We start from the raw sequence: 13,352 nt of genomic DNA, 5'->3' as shown, positions 1-13,352 counted from the left end.
GCGAATTATTTACCGCTGGTTTGTTTTGCATGTGCGTCGAGGAATTCTTTCATCTCTTTCGGGCCCTGATAGCCAGGCACTACATAGCCATTGCTCAGCACAATCGCCGGCGTACCGCTGACGCCGAACTGTACGCCCAGCGCGTAGTGGTTAGCGATGTCCACATTACAGGTCGCTGGCTTCACATCTTTGCCAGCCATGGCGTCGTCAAAGGCTTTGTTTTTGTCCTTCGCACACCAGATAGATTCATATCCTGCTCGGCCTGGCTTTCCAGTCCCTGACGAGGGAAGGCCAGATAGCGTACGGTAATCCCTAACGCATTGTAGTCTTTCATCTCTTCATGCAGCTTGTGGCAGTAGCCACAGGTGATGTCGGTGAAAACGGTAATGACGTGTTTTTCCTGCGGCGCTTTGTAGACGATCATCTCGTTTTCCAGCGCGTTCAAATGCTTCATCAGCAGTTGGTTGGTGACGTTTACCGGGCTTGCACCGCTCACGTCATACATCGGTCCCTGAATAATATGTTTACCGTCTTCGGTAACGTACAACACGCCGCTATTGGTCAGTACAGTTTTCATGCCCGCAACCGGAGCAGACTGAATCTCGGTACTCTTAACACCCAGCTTCGCTAATGACTGGCGAATCGCCGCATCGTCTGCATGTACCATGCCGGAAAACGCCGTCGCCAGCAGGGTGAACATCATAAAACGTTTTTTCATAACCTATCCTTTCCTGTCAGCACTCACGCTCGCGGGTGATGCTGTTGATGTAGTTGCCGCAAGCGCTCCGTTGCGACATGAGTATAAATCTGCGTTGTCGAGAGGTCGCTATGCCCCAGTAGCATCTGCACCACGCGCAGATCAGCGCCATGGTTGAGCAGATGCGTGGCAAACGCATGCCGCAGAACGTGCGGGGACAGCTTTTCGCTGTCGATTCCAGCCAACACAGCATAGTGTTTGATACGATGCCAGAAGGTTTGACGAGTCATCTGTTGCGCCCGCTGGCTGGGAAACAGCACATCTATTGATACACCGTTGAGCAACCACGGACGCCCATGCTCCAGGTACGTTTCCAGCCAGTACACCGCCTCCTCACCTAACGGGACAAGGCGCTCTTTATTACCTTTACCGATCACCCGAACCACGCCCTGACGCAGGCTGACGTCACTCATCGTCAGCCCCACCAGTTCAGACACGCGCAGGCCTGTGGCATACAATACTTCCAGCATGGCTTTGTCGCGAAGTTCCAGCGGTTGTTCTATCAGCGGCGCCTGCAGAAGTCGTTCGACCAGTGCTTCGCTGAGATCTTTGGGCAGACGCTGCGGAAGTTTAGGTGATGCAAGCGAGGCGCTGGGGTCATCTTCGCGATATTTTTCACGGTACAGATGCTGAAAAAAACGCCGCATTGCACTGAGCAAGCGTGCGGAACTGGTGGCTTTATATCCCCCATCCATCCGCTCAGCCAGCAATGCTTGCAGGTCATCACTCTGCGCGGTCGCAAGCGAGGCGCCGCGGTGATGTAGCCATTCAACAAGCATGGTCAGATCGCGACGATACGCACTTAGCGTGTTTTCCGCCAGATTTCGTTCCAGCCACAGGGCATCAAGAAACTGCTCGATGCGTGCCAGATCCTGTTCCACTCGCGCCCCTTATTTCACTCTCATTTTTGATGCATTATGCCTCATTGTGCCGAGAATGCGGCGATTCTGTTACACTACCCGCAACGCTACAGCAGAATTGAGATGTTTACGTCATGAACATGGGTCTTTTTTACGGTTCCAGCACCTGCTATACCGAAATGGCAGCAGAAAAAATCCGCGATATCCTGGGTCCCGAACTGGTGACACTGCACAACCTCAAAGATGATTCCCCGACCTTAATGGAGCAGTATGACGTGCTCATTTTGGGTATCCCGACCTGGGATTTCGGTGAAATCCAAGAGGACTGGGAAGCGGTCTGGGAGCAACTGGACGACCTCAACCTGGAAGGCAAAATTGTTGCGCTTTACGGTATGGGCGATCAGTTGGGATACGGTGAATGGTTCCTGGATGCGCTGGGTATGCTGCACGATAAACTGGTCACCAAAGGCGTAAAATTTGTTGGTTACTGGCCAACCGAAGGGTATGAATTTACCAGCGATAAGCCCGTCATTGCCGATGGACAGCTGTTTGTTGGCCTGGCGCTGGATGAAACAAACCAGTACGATCTCAGCGATGAACGCATTCAGGCCTGGTGCGAGCAAATCCTTGGTGAAATGGCCGAACACTGGTCCTGATAACCATTTTGCCGGATGTAGGCGTAAACGCCATATCCGGCCTACATGCCGCACCGAACCGTAGACCTTAACGCTACACGCCATCAGGCATTCATCAGCATTATCCCTGCCTCGCCTGTTGCAGTATTAACCGCCGCAAATCCCGCCACTCCGCGTCATCCATACTGTCTGCCGCCAGCCACAAATGCTGACGTTTTCCGGCATCGGAACGTAAACGCAACATCATGCCTGTTTTGACCATCCAGGGTGCGCTAGCAATAGTCCACTCTTGCCCTTGCCAGCGCAGACGACCGTCCATCAACAGCCGAATCTCGCCCTGACAGGCATTGATTCGGCGCTGGCTACGGACGCTATCGAACACCACCAGAGAGAGCAGAACCAGCCATAATGGGGTGTAGCTCAATGGCCAGGGCATCAATAAAATAAATACCGCGACCAGCCCATGAATGAGCAACGAAAGCCATTGCGCGCGCCATGAAACGCGTAAATCAGATTGCCACTGGACCACGTTCCCGATTCCGTGTCTGGATAAGTCGCACCATCTGCTCTAGCTGAGCATCAGCCGGTTTCCCATGATTCATCAACCAGTTAAATAAGTCTGGATCATCACATTCTAGCAGACGGATAAAGATACGTTTTTCTTCATCACTTAAGCTGTCATATTCATGTTCGAAAAACGGCATGATCGAGATGTCCAGCTCACGCATACCGCGACGGCATGCCCAATGAATACGTGCTTTGTTGTTAATATCCATGTTCTTCTTCCTGTCTCGCGAAAACGAAGTATCCCGCTATTGTAACGTGTTTTTCCCTCATATTTACGGGAATATCAGCAAACGGAAGCGTGCTCGCTAAATAAAACCACATTAAGTCAAAGGATTCAGCATTTTTGGATGTCTCCTCGCAAAGCTTAATATATGGCACAAATAGCCTGTTTAAACCGCTTGCAATGGGCCATAGCTCTTTTACCATTAGTCATTATCACTGCGTTAAGCAAATCAGGACATTAATTATGGCTTTTATATCTTTTCCTCCTCGCCAGCCTTTCGCGTCAACGCGCTTGCCTCTGACGCTAATGACGCTCGATGAATGGGCGCTCGCCACCATCACCGGTGTCGACAGTGAGAAGTATATTCAGGGTCAGGTCACAGCGGATGTCAGCCAGATGACCGAGCATCAGCACGTGTTGGCAGCACATTGTGACGCCAAAGGTAAAATGTGGAGCAACCTGCGTCTGTTCCGCCAGGGTGACGGTTTTGCATGGCTTGAGCGCCGTAGTCTGCGCGATGCGCAGCTCACCGAACTGAAAAAATATGCGGTCTTCTCGAAGGTGGCGATTGCCCCGGACGACGAGCGCGTACTGCTGGGCGTCGCGGGATTCCAGGCGCGCGCAGCGCTGGCCAATCTCTTTAGCGAATTACCAAACAGCGATAAACAGGTCATTACTGAAGGTTCTTCCACCATATTGTGGTTCGAACATCCCGCTGAGCGTTTCCTGCTGATCGTTGATATTGCAACGGCGGAAACCCTGGTAGAGAAGCTGCGCGGTGAAGCGGAGTTAAATAACAGCCAACAGTGGCTGGCGCTGGATATAGAAGCAGGTATTCCGGTGATTGATACTGCCAACAGCGCACAGTTTATTCCGCAAGCCACCAATCTGCAGGCTCTGGGCGGGATCAGCTTTAAAAAAGGCTGCTATACCGGTCAGGAAATGGTTGCTCGCGCAAAATTCCGCGGAGCCAACAAACGTGCCATGTGGACGCTGGCAGGTGCGGCCAGTCGGGTACCGGAAGCAGGTGAAGACCTGGAGCTGAAAATGGGTGAGAACTGGCGTCGTACCGGCACCGTACTCACCGCGGTGCAACTGGCGGATGGACAGGTACTGGTGCAGGTTGTGATGAATAACGACATGGAAGCCGACAGCGTGTTCCGCGTTCGTGACGACGCGAAAACGCTGCATATCGTACCGCTGCCGTATTCGCTGGAAGAGTAAATCGCCGGGTGGTGACTTTATCTTACCGGGTCGCGCGTTTTAAAGACCTGGTAAGCACAGCACCGCTGGGTAATAATAATTACGCCTGCCCCACGTACAGGTAGATCGCCAGGAAATGGCAAACGCTGCCACCCAGCACAAAGCCGTGCCAGATCGCATGGTTGTATGGAATGCGCTTACAGACGTAGAAAATAACGCCCAGCGAATACACCACACCACCAACTGCCAGCAACGTCACACCACCCACCGCCAGCTTAACCGCCAGTTGATACACCACAATCAGCGATAGCCAGCCCATCGCCAGGTAGGTTACCAGCGACAGGACCTTAAACCGGTGCGCAATGGTCAGTTTGAATAAAATACCGAGCAGCGCCAGGCTCCAGATAACAATCATCAGTCCACGTGCCAGCGGCGAATCCAGCCCCACCAGCAGAAATGGCGTGTAGGTCCCGGCAATCAGCAGATAAATCGCGCAGTGGTCGAACTTTTTCAGCCAGACTTTCGCTCTTTGATGGGGGATCGCGTGATATAAAGTTGAGGCAAGGAACAGCAGGATCATGCTGCCGCCATACAGGCTATAGCTGGTTATCGCCATGGCGCTGGCGTTGGTATCCACTGCCTGAACCAGCAACAATACCAGTCCGACAATCCCAAACACCAGCCCGATACCGTGACTGATGCTATTGGCTATTTCCTCTGCCAGCGAATATCCCTGCGCAATTAATGGCTTCTGAACCATATTTTACTCCCGAGAAACGAACACTATCGTGATTGCTCCTCTAGCGTAACTGAGAATGGTTCCAGTGAACACCTGTTAGCTAAAATATTTGCCAGCTAAATAATAATCAATATAAATCATGACATTATATTTTAATATTCAGCTAACAGGCGTACCGTTAAAATCAAAGACATTTAAAATCAATCACATAAAATTGTGTTTGATCCGGGTAAATCTCGGCAATCACGTGTTTAAGTTCTTCTAGCGTCATGTTTTCCTGGCGAGCATGTTTCTCCGTCAGCGTATCCAGCGTGACGGTTGAGGTGCCAACAACCTCAATCGTGCAGAAGTACCCCTCATCTTCGAAGCGCCCAACCCGTAGAATGTCACCGGCTTTGAAGTGTGATTCGGACTCGTCACGAATCGTAATGGTTTTGCGTCCGGCCAGAATGTCATCCTGGAAACGCTGAAAAAAAGTGATGTCATTTGGCTGCATGTTATTATTCCCTGTAGATGAAGTCTGATGAGTGAGTTTTGCCATTGTGAGTATGTTCTCCCACGCTGCCATCGCCAGTCTCAACAATCTTGAGATGCTGGTCTACAACTATGTCATCAAAAACCGTGACAAAGTCATGTACATGACCATTCGCGAACTTGCGGATGCCGTGGGCGTTTCCACCACCACCGTACTGCGCTTTTGCCGCAAGCTTAAGTGTGAAGGTTACTCAGAATTTCGCGTACGCTTCAAATTATATTTAGAGCAGAATGAACCGCAACAGGCTAATTTCGGTGCCAGCGAAATTATCAGCTTCTTTAAAGGCGTTAATAACGACGAGTTCGACAAATTACTCGATCAGGCTGTTGATATTATATTATCTTCCGAGCGTATTATATTCGTCGGGGCGGGAACATCCGGAGCTCTGGCAAAATATGGCGCTCGTTTTTTCTCAAACGTCGGAAAATTTAGTAACCACATCGATGACCCTTATTTCCCGGTAACTAATGATATGGCCAGAAACGCGCTGGCGATCGTGCTTTCCGTTTCTGGAGAAACCGAAGAGATCCTACGCTTTGCCAGCCAGTTCAGTCTGCATAACTGTAAGGTTCTGTCGGTCACCAGCCATGAACATTCGCGCCTCGCGAAACTTGCCGACTTTAATCTCTCCTGGCACGTTCCACAGACACGCATTGCCGGGGTATACGATATAACCACGCAGATCCCCGTTATTTATATTCTGGAATCACTCGGTCGCAAGCTGGCGAAAAGAATAGCGTAAAAAAAACAATATGTTTTTTTGATGTAACAAATCACATTAACGCTATTTTGTTATATCGTGACATTTATCTTTCCTTTGTTAGACTCAAAATCAGATTGTATTAATTTGAGACTGAGCGCAGATGAAAAAACTTACCTTACCAAACGATTTTTTATGGGGCGGCGCGGTTGCGGCGCATCAGGTTGAAGGCGGCTGGAATAAAGGTGGCAAAGGGCCCAGCATTTGCGACGTACTGACCGGGGGGGCACACGGCGTTCCGCGAGAAATCACTCAGGACGTCGTGCCAGGTAAGTACTACCCCAACCACGAAGCCGTCGATTTTTACGGTCATTACAAAGAAGACATTAAGCTGTTTGCCGAGATGGGCTTCAAATGCTTCCGTACGTCAATTGCCTGGACCCGTATCTTCCCTAAAGGGGACGAAACCCAACCAAACGAAGAAGGGCTAAAATTCTACGACGACATGTTTGATGAACTGCTGAAGTACAATATCGAACCGGTCATCACCCTTTCCCACTTCGAAATGCCTCTACACCTGGTTCAACAGTACGGTAGCTGGACCAATCGTAAAGTCGTTGATTTCTTTGTCCGTTTTGCTGAAGTGGTCTTTGAGCGCTACAAGCACAAAGTCAAATACTGGATGACCTTCAACGAAATCAACAACCAGCGTAACTGGCGTGCACCGCTGTTTGGCTATTGCTGTTCCGGCGTGGTGTATACCGAGCATGAAAACCCGGAAGAGACCATGTACCAGGTGCTGCACCACCAGTTCGTGGCCAGCGCTCTGGCGGTGAAAGCCGCACGTCGCATCAACCCTGAAATGAAAGTCGGCTGCATGCTGGCAATGGTCCCGCTATACCCGTTCTCCTGTAAGCCTGAAGATGTGATGTTCGCGCAGGAATCGATGCGTGAACGCTATGTATTCACCGACGTTCAACTGCGCGGCTACTATCCATCTTATGTACTGAACGAGTGGGAGCGCCGCGAATTCAATATTCGAATGGAAGCTGGCGATGAACAAATCCTGCGTGAAGGCACCTGCGACTATCTCGGATTTAGTTACTACATGACCAACGCGGTAAAAGCGGAAGGCGGTAGCGGCGATGCTATTTCCGGTTTTGAGGGCAGCGTGCCGAACCCGCACGTCAAAGCATCCGACTGGGGCTGGCAGATTGATCCGGTCGGCCTGCGTTACGCCTTATGCGAACTGTACGAGCGTTATCAGAAGCCATTGTTTATCGTTGAAAACGGATTTGGCGCTTACGACAAAGTGGAAGAAGACGGCAGCATCCACGATGACTACCGCATCGACTATCTGCGCGCCCACGTCGAAGAGATGATGAAAGCGGTAACGTATGACGGCGTAGATCTGATGGGCTACACGCCGTGGGGCTGCATCGACTGCGTCTCGTTCACCACCGGCCAGTACAGCAAACGCTACGGTTTTATCTACGTGAACAAACACGACGACGGCACCGGCGATATGTCGCGCTCGCGTAAGAAAAGTTTTGAGTGGTATAAAGCGGTGATTGCCAGCAACGGCGAGAATCTGTAATTTTTTGCCGGATGGCGCTGCGCTTATCCGGTTTACGGGAACTGAACCTGTAGACCAGAGCAGACATTTACGCCGCCATCCGGCAAGCAACGTATTACTTCCCGCCGGCCAGCTCCAAAAAACTGCCCGTGACGTAAGACGCCTTCTCACTCAGCAGCCAGGTAATCGCCTGCGCGACCTCTTCCGGTTGTCCGCCGCGCTGCATAGGCAACATGGATTTCACGCGATCCACCCTTCCCGGCTCGCCGCCTGACGCATGCATTTCCGTGTAGATAAGACCGGGTCGCACGCAGTTCACGCGTATCCCCTGCGCCGCAACCTCCAACGCGAGGCCAGTGGTAAGCGTGTCCACCGCACCTTTTGAGGCTGCATAATCAACGTATTCGAACGGAGCGCCAAGCCGTGACGCCGCCGAAGAGACATTCACAATCGCCCCGCCCTGACCGCCGTGCTTAAACGACATGCGCTTTACCGCTTCCCGACAACACAGAAAATAGCCGGTAACATTAGTCGCCAGGACGCGATTAATACGCTCAGCGGTTAGGCTTTCCACCGTGCTCTGTTCAAACAAAATCCCGGCATTGTTCACCAGAGCAGTCAGCGGCTCGCCCTCGCGGTCAATGGACTCAAACATCGCCCCGACCTGGCTTTCATCGCTGATATCTGCCCGCAGAGCAAACGCCTTTCCTCCCGCAGCGGCGATATTGTTCACCACCTCCGTTGCCGCACGAATATTGTGATGAAAGTTAACGGCGACCGTGTAACCCTCTAGCGCTAACTGCAGCGCGGTTGCCCGACCAATACCGCGACTGCCTCCCGTAACCAGTGCTATAGCCATCACTATTCTCCCCAAAAATAAAGGCGCCGAAGCGCCTTTAAAAGATAGCTGAATCAGTCGATTACTGATAATCGCTCAGCGGCACGCAGGAGCAGAACAGGTTACGGTCACCGTAAACGTCATCAAGGCGTTTCACGGTCGGCCAGTATTTGTTCGCTACGCCCGCCGGGAAGACGGCGATTTCGCGGCTGTAACCGTGATTCCACTCCGCGACCAGCTCATTTTGCGTGTGCGGGGAGTTAACCAGCGGGTTATCTGTAAGCGACCATTCACCGGCTTTCACGCGATCGATCTCTGCGCGGATTGCCAGCATCGCATTGATAAAGCGATCCAGTTCCACTTTGCTTTCCGATTCAGTCGGTTCCACCATCAGCGTACCCGCTACCGGGAACGACATGGTCGGCGCATGGAAACCGTAATCGATCAGACGCTTGGCAATATCCAGTTCGCTGATGCCGGTCTCCTCTTTCAGTGGGCGAATGTCGAGAATACATTCATGTGCCACGCGACCATCGCGACCGGTATACAGCACCGGATAGGCATCTTTCAGACGGCTGGCAATGTAGTTAGCGTTAAGGATCGCCACCTGGCTTGCCTGCTTCAGACCTTCTGCGCCCATCATACGGATGTACATCCAGCTGATCGGCAGAATGGATGCGCTACCGAACGGTGCCGCAGAAACCGCGCCCTGACGGGTGAGCATCCCTTCAATCTGTACTACGCTATGACCCGGCACGAACGGCGCCAGATGCGATTTAACACCGATTGGTCCCATACCAGGGCCACCGCCGCCGTGCGGAATGCAGAATGTTTTATGCAGGTTAAGGTGAGAGACATCGGCACCGATAAAGCCCGGTGTGGTGATCCCAACCTGAGCATTCATGTTCGCGCCATCAAGATAAACCTGGCCGCCAAACTGGTGCACAACGTCGCACACTTCACGGATCGTTTCTTCATACACGCCATGAGTAGAGGGATAGGTCACCATGATGCAGGAGAGGTTTTCACCCGCCTGCGCCGCTTTTTCACGCAGATCGCCAAGATCGATGTTGCCGTTCTTATCACAGGCGACAACCACTACCTGCATACCCGCCATCTGTGCGGAGGCCGGGTTGGTACCGTGGGCAGAGGCCGGGATCAGACAGATATCGCGATGGCCTTCGTTACGGCTTTCGTGATAATGGCGAATCGCCAGCAGACCCGCATACTCGCCCTGCGCGCCGGAGTTCGGCTGCATGCAGACTGCGTCATAACCGGTCAGTTTTACCAGCCATTCGGAAAGCTGGCCGATCATCTGGTGATAACCTTCTGCCTGCTCTGGCGGGCAGAACGGATGCAGTTCAGCGAATTCCGGCCAAGTGATAGGGATCATCTCGGCGGCAGCGTTCAACTTCATGGTGCAAGATCCCAGCGGGATCATTGCCTGGTTCAGGGCCAGATCTTTGCGCTCCAGCGAGTGCATATAACGCATCATCTCGGTTTCGCTGTGATAGCGATTAAACACCGGATGGCTGAGGATCGCATCGTCACGCAGCATACTGTCCTGAATGGAACGGCTATCGAGCGCCACGTCTTTGTCCAGCGTTTCGATGTTCAGACCGTGGCTGTCTCCCAGCAGAACATTGAACAACTGCACCACGTTTTCACGGGTGGTGGTTTCATCGAGCGTAATACCTACCGCGTTATGGATATCGCTACGCAGGTTGATTTCTGCCGCTTCAGCACGCGCCAGTACCGCAGCCTTATCGGCCACTTCAACACACAAAGTGTCAAAGTAGTGCGCATGACGCAGCTTCAATCCTTTCTGTTGCAGACCGGCTGCCAGAATATCGGTCAAACGATGGATGCGATTAGCGATGCGTTTCAGGCCAACCGGGCCATGATAAACGGCATACAGGCTGGCGATGTTGGCCAGCAGAACCTGCGAGGTACAAATGTTGGAGTTCGCTTTCTCGCGGCGGATATGCTGTTCGCGAGTCTGCATCGCCATGCGCAGGGCGGTATTACCCGCTGCATCTTTGGAGACGCCGATAATACGGCCTGGCATGGAGCGTTTGAATTCGTCTTTAGCGGCAAAGAATGCCGCGTGCGGGCCGCCGTAGCCCATCGGTACGCCGAAGCGTTGCGCAGAGCCGAAAACGATATCCGCGCCCTGTTTGCCCGGTGCAGTCAGCAGCACCAGCGCCATAAAGTCGGCAGCGACGCTGACCACTATTTTACGGGATTTCAGCTCAGCCATCAGGGCGCTGTAGTCGTGCACTTCACCGGTGGTGCCAACCTGCTGCAACAGCACGCCGAACACATCCTGATGATCCAATGCTTTTGCCGCGTCATCAACAATGACGTCAAAACCAAAAGTTTGCGCACGAGTACGCACTACGTCCAGCGTTTGCGGATGAACATCAGCCGCCACAAAGAAACGGTTGGCGTTTTTCAGTTTGCTGACGCGTTTGGCCATCGCCATGGCTTCAGCTGCAGCAGTAGCTTCATCCAGCAGAGAAGCGGAAGCCATGTCAAGGCCGGTCAGGTCCAGCGTCACCTGCTGGAAGTTCAGCAATGCTTCCAGACGGCCCTGGGAGACTTCCGGTTGATACGGGGTGTAGGCGGTGTACCAACCCGGGTTTTCCAGCATGTTACGCAGGATAACCGGTGGCAGCTGCACGGCGGTGTAGCCCATGCCAATGTAGGACGTGAAGCGCTTGTTACGCCCGGCGATGGCTTTTAATTCAGCCAGCGCAGCGTATTCGGTCGCCGCCTCGCCCATCTGTGGCGGGGTTGCGAGCTGAATGTCTTTCGGCACAATCTGGCCGATCAGCGCGTTTAACGACTCGGCGCCAACCGCATTCAGCATCTCTTGCTGCTGCGCGGCGTCCGGTCCGATGTGGCGTTCAATGAAAGCGCCGCTATTTTCAAGCTGGCTTAACGTCTGTGTCATGGGCGATGGTTCCTGAAACGTGCAGTGAATCGTAGGTGTCTCTACTTACCTGAATACGCAAAAAATTCGCGTTGCAGGAAGGCGGCGACGCAGCACATCCCCAGGAGCTTACATCAGTAAGTAACTGAGGTGTGCAAGGAAGCCAACACACCTGCAACGTGAAGAATGAAGCGTATTTATTCGTCTTCTAACAAAGCTTCATATGCAGTCGCATCCAGCAGCGATTCAATTTCGCTTTCATCGCTGGCTTTGATTTTGAAGATCCAGCCCCCTGCATACGGCTCGCTGTTGACCAGTTCCGGGGAGTCGCTGAGCGCGTCGTTAACCGCAACAATCTCACCGCCTACTGGCGCATAAATATCGGATGCCGCTTTTACGGATTCCGCAACAGCGCAGTCATCGCCCGCGCTGACGGTTGCGCCAACTTCGGGCAGGTCAACGAAAACCATGTCACCTAACAGCTCCTGAGCATGTTCGGTGATCCCAACGGTGTAAGAGCCGTCAGCTTCTTTGCGCAGCCATTCGTGTTCTTTGCTGTATTTCAGTTCTGCAGGTACGTTGCTCATCAATCAATCTCCAAAAAAGGATGAATTACGCGACGGCTTTGCCGTTACGCACAAAAACAGGTTTAGTCACTTTTACCGGCATTTCGCGGTTACGGATCTGTACGATCGCGGTCTCACCAATACCCGCAGGGACACGCGCCAGCGCGATGCTGTAACCCAGGGTTGGGGAGAATGTTCCGCTGGTGATAATGCCTTCCTGCTGATTGCCGGAAGCATCGGTGAAACGCACCGGCAGTTCATTACGCAGTACGCCTTTCTCGGTCATCACCAGTCCGACCAACTGTTCGTGGCCTTTTTCACGCTGCATTTCCAGCGCTTCCCGACCGATAAAGTCGCGGTCAGTCGGTTCCCACGCGATGGTCCAGCCCATGTTGGCCGCCAGCGGGGAAATGCCTTCGTCCATCTCCTGACCGTACAGGTTCATGCCAGCCTCCAGACGCAGCGTGTCGCGCGCGCCAAGACCGCAAGGTTTGACACCTGCTTGTACCAGCGCACGCCAGAAGTCTGCCGCCTTTTCACTCGGCATAGCAATTTCATAGCCTGCTTCGCCGGTATAACCGGTGGTTGCGATAAACAAATCACCCGCCTGAACGCCGAAGAACGGCTTCATGCCTTCTACCGCCTGACGCTGCTCGTCAGTAAACAATGTGGCTGCTTTTTCCTGCGCGTTTGGCCCCTGCACCGCAATCAGCGACAGATCGTCTCGAACGGTGATGTCGATGGCGTAAGGTTCAGCGTGTTGGGTAATCCAGGAGAGGTCTTTTTCGCGGGTGGCGGAGTTTACAACGAGGCGGAAGAAATCTTCAGTGAAGTAGTAGACAATCAGGTCATCTATCACGCCGCCCGAAGCGTTGAGCATACCGGAGTAGAGGGCTTTCCCCATCTTCGTTAGCTTCGCGACGTCGTTTGCCAGCAGATAACGCAAGAACTCCCGGGTGCGGCTACCGCGCAGGTCGACGATGGTCATATGTGACACATCAAACATTCCGGCATCGGTGCGAACAGCATGGTGTTCATCAAGCTGAGAACCGTAATGCAGTGGCATCATCCAGCCATGGAAATCTACCATGCGCGCGCCACATAGCGTGTGTTGTTCGTACAAAGGAGTCTGTTGAGCCATCTTTTCCTCGTTGAATAAGCGGGGCTACCAACTCTTTCGCGGTGAAATTTTCGCCACGAAACCCAGCACCGCAGCCG

The 13,352-nt window shown here is 52.8% G+C and carries 13 protein-coding genes and 1 pseudogene; 4 read left to right on the top strand and 10 right to left on the bottom strand.

What is annotated here, in order from left to right; translation table 11 throughout:
- Window positions 1–5: 5 nt before the first annotated feature.
- Together dsbC and xerD are read right to left on the bottom strand one after the other, a co-directional pair.
- Window positions 6–718 (bottom strand): annotated as a pseudogene (gene dsbC / locus HV302_RS04600) (bifunctional protein-disulfide isomerase/oxidoreductase DsbC).
- Window positions 719–741: 23 nt separating this feature from the next.
- Window positions 742–1,638, bottom strand: a complete 897-nt coding sequence (gene xerD / locus HV302_RS04595) for a site-specific tyrosine recombinase XerD (RefSeq protein ID WP_181626966.1) — start codon at window positions 1,636–1,638, stop codon at window positions 742–744.
- A gap of 113 nt (window positions 1,639–1,751) precedes the next feature.
- Between xerD and fldB the strand changes: the two genes are divergently transcribed.
- Complete coding sequence (gene fldB, locus HV302_RS04590) at window positions 1,752–2,273, top strand: flavodoxin FldB (RefSeq protein ID WP_016154347.1); 522 nt, start codon at window positions 1,752–1,754, stop codon at window positions 2,271–2,273.
- A 100-nt stretch (window positions 2,274–2,373) separates the two neighbouring features.
- Here the strand turns inward: fldB and HV302_RS04585 are convergent, their stop codons facing one another.
- Together HV302_RS04585 and sdhE are read right to left on the bottom strand one after the other, a co-directional pair.
- On the bottom strand, window positions 2,374–2,781 hold the full coding sequence (locus HV302_RS04585) for a protein YgfX (protein ID WP_047357821.1): 408 nt from the start codon (window positions 2,779–2,781) through the stop codon (window positions 2,374–2,376).
- Complete coding sequence (gene sdhE, locus HV302_RS04580; protein ID WP_016154349.1) at window positions 2,762–3,028, bottom strand: FAD assembly factor SdhE; 267 nt, start codon at window positions 3,026–3,028, stop codon at window positions 2,762–2,764. The genes HV302_RS04585 and sdhE overlap by 20 nt, the downstream gene beginning before the upstream one ends.
- Window positions 3,029–3,285: 257 nt before the next feature.
- On the opposite strand from sdhE, the gene ygfZ reads away from it, so the two are divergent.
- Entirely contained in the window at window positions 3,286–4,266 is a 981-nt protein-coding gene (ygfZ, locus tag HV302_RS04575) for a tRNA-modifying protein YgfZ (RefSeq protein ID WP_181626965.1), read from the top strand.
- Between the two features lie 79 nt (window positions 4,267–4,345).
- On the opposite strand, the gene trhA is transcribed toward ygfZ, so the two are convergent.
- Both trhA and yqfB read right to left on the bottom strand, forming a co-directional pair.
- Window positions 4,346–5,005, bottom strand: coding sequence for a PAQR family membrane homeostasis protein TrhA (gene trhA / locus HV302_RS04570; protein WP_016154351.1), 660 nt, complete (start codon window positions 5,003–5,005; stop codon window positions 4,346–4,348).
- Window positions 5,006–5,168: 163 nt separating this feature from the next.
- Window positions 5,169–5,480: a N(4)-acetylcytidine aminohydrolase gene (gene yqfB / locus HV302_RS04565; RefSeq protein WP_016154352.1), complete on the bottom strand. Its 312-nt coding sequence runs from the start codon at window positions 5,478–5,480 to the stop codon at window positions 5,169–5,171.
- Window positions 5,481–5,532: 52 nt separating this feature from the next.
- Here yqfB and HV302_RS04560 point away from each other — a divergent pair, with 52 nt between their 5' ends.
- Both HV302_RS04560 and bglA read left to right on the top strand, forming a co-directional pair.
- The gene (locus HV302_RS04560) at window positions 5,533–6,261 is read left to right on the top strand and encodes a MurR/RpiR family transcriptional regulator (RefSeq protein WP_003838265.1); all 729 of its coding nucleotides are present in this window, start codon (window positions 5,533–5,535) and stop codon (window positions 6,259–6,261) included.
- A 121-nt stretch (window positions 6,262–6,382) separates the two neighbouring features.
- Window positions 6,383–7,816 carry a 6-phospho-beta-glucosidase BglA gene (gene bglA / locus HV302_RS04555; protein WP_049269298.1) on the top strand — a complete coding sequence of 478 codons (1,434 nt, stop codon included), beginning with the start codon at window positions 6,383–6,385 and terminating at the stop codon, window positions 7,814–7,816.
- 94 nt (window positions 7,817–7,910) lie between these two features.
- Here bglA and HV302_RS04550 read toward each other — a convergent pair whose 3' ends face one another.
- From HV302_RS04550 to gcvT, 4 genes are all read right to left on the bottom strand, one after another.
- Window positions 7,911–8,654 (bottom strand): SDR family oxidoreductase, encoded by a 744-nt coding sequence (locus HV302_RS04550; RefSeq protein WP_016154354.1) that lies wholly within the window; start codon window positions 8,652–8,654, stop codon window positions 7,911–7,913.
- A 61-nt stretch (window positions 8,655–8,715) separates the two neighbouring features.
- Window positions 8,716–11,589 carry an aminomethyl-transferring glycine dehydrogenase gene (gcvP, locus tag HV302_RS04545; protein ID WP_181626964.1) on the bottom strand — a complete coding sequence of 958 codons (2,874 nt, stop codon included), beginning with the start codon at window positions 11,587–11,589 and terminating at the stop codon, window positions 8,716–8,718.
- Between the two features lie 176 nt (window positions 11,590–11,765).
- Window positions 11,766–12,155 carry a glycine cleavage system protein GcvH gene (gene gcvH, locus HV302_RS04540; protein WP_003026965.1) on the bottom strand — a complete coding sequence of 130 codons (390 nt, stop codon included), beginning with the start codon at window positions 12,153–12,155 and terminating at the stop codon, window positions 11,766–11,768.
- 25 nt (window positions 12,156–12,180) lie between these two features.
- The gene (gene gcvT / locus HV302_RS04535; protein WP_181626963.1) at window positions 12,181–13,275 is read right to left on the bottom strand and encodes a glycine cleavage system aminomethyltransferase GcvT; all 1,095 of its coding nucleotides are present in this window, start codon (window positions 13,273–13,275) and stop codon (window positions 12,181–12,183) included.
- Window positions 13,276–13,352: the final 77 nt, after the last annotated feature.

The organism is Citrobacter sp. RHBSTW-00859 (assembly GCF_013729795.1).
In the GTDB taxonomy this organism is placed as follows: Bacteria; Pseudomonadota; Gammaproteobacteria; order Enterobacterales; family Enterobacteriaceae; genus Citrobacter; species Citrobacter braakii.
The sequence above is the reverse complement of the archived record's forward strand: the minus strand, read 5'-3'. Positions and strand labels throughout refer to the sequence as shown.

Excerpts from the sequence above, each read along its gene's own strand:
- fldB (WP_016154347.1), top strand. The coding sequence starts at position 1,752 with ATGAACATGGGTCTTTTTTACGGTTCCAGCACCTGCTATACCGAAATG.
- sdhE (WP_016154349.1), bottom strand. The coding sequence starts at position 3,028 with ATGGATATTAACAACAAAGCACGTATTCATTGGGCATGCCGTCGCGGT.
- ygfZ (WP_181626965.1), top strand. The coding sequence starts at position 3,286 with ATGGCTTTTATATCTTTTCCTCCTCGCCAGCCTTTCGCGTCAACGCGC.
- trhA (WP_016154351.1), bottom strand. The coding sequence starts at position 5,005 with ATGGTTCAGAAGCCATTAATTGCGCAGGGATATTCGCTGGCAGAGGAA.
- yqfB (WP_016154352.1), bottom strand. The coding sequence starts at position 5,480 with ATGCAGCCAAATGACATCACTTTTTTTCAGCGTTTCCAGGATGACATT.
- HV302_RS04560 (WP_003838265.1), top strand. The coding sequence starts at position 5,533 with ATGTTCTCCCACGCTGCCATCGCCAGTCTCAACAATCTTGAGATGCTG.
- bglA (WP_049269298.1), top strand. The coding sequence starts at position 6,383 with ATGAAAAAACTTACCTTACCAAACGATTTTTTATGGGGCGGCGCGGTT.
- HV302_RS04550 (WP_016154354.1), bottom strand. The coding sequence starts at position 8,654 with ATGGCTATAGCACTGGTTACGGGAGGCAGTCGCGGTATTGGTCGGGCA.
- gcvP (WP_181626964.1), bottom strand. The coding sequence starts at position 11,589 with ATGACACAGACGTTAAGCCAGCTTGAAAATAGCGGCGCTTTCATTGAA.
- gcvH (WP_003026965.1), bottom strand. The coding sequence starts at position 12,155 with ATGAGCAACGTACCTGCAGAACTGAAATACAGCAAAGAACACGAATGG.
- gcvT (WP_181626963.1), bottom strand. The coding sequence starts at position 13,275 with ATGGCTCAACAGACTCCTTTGTACGAACAACACACGCTATGTGGCGCG.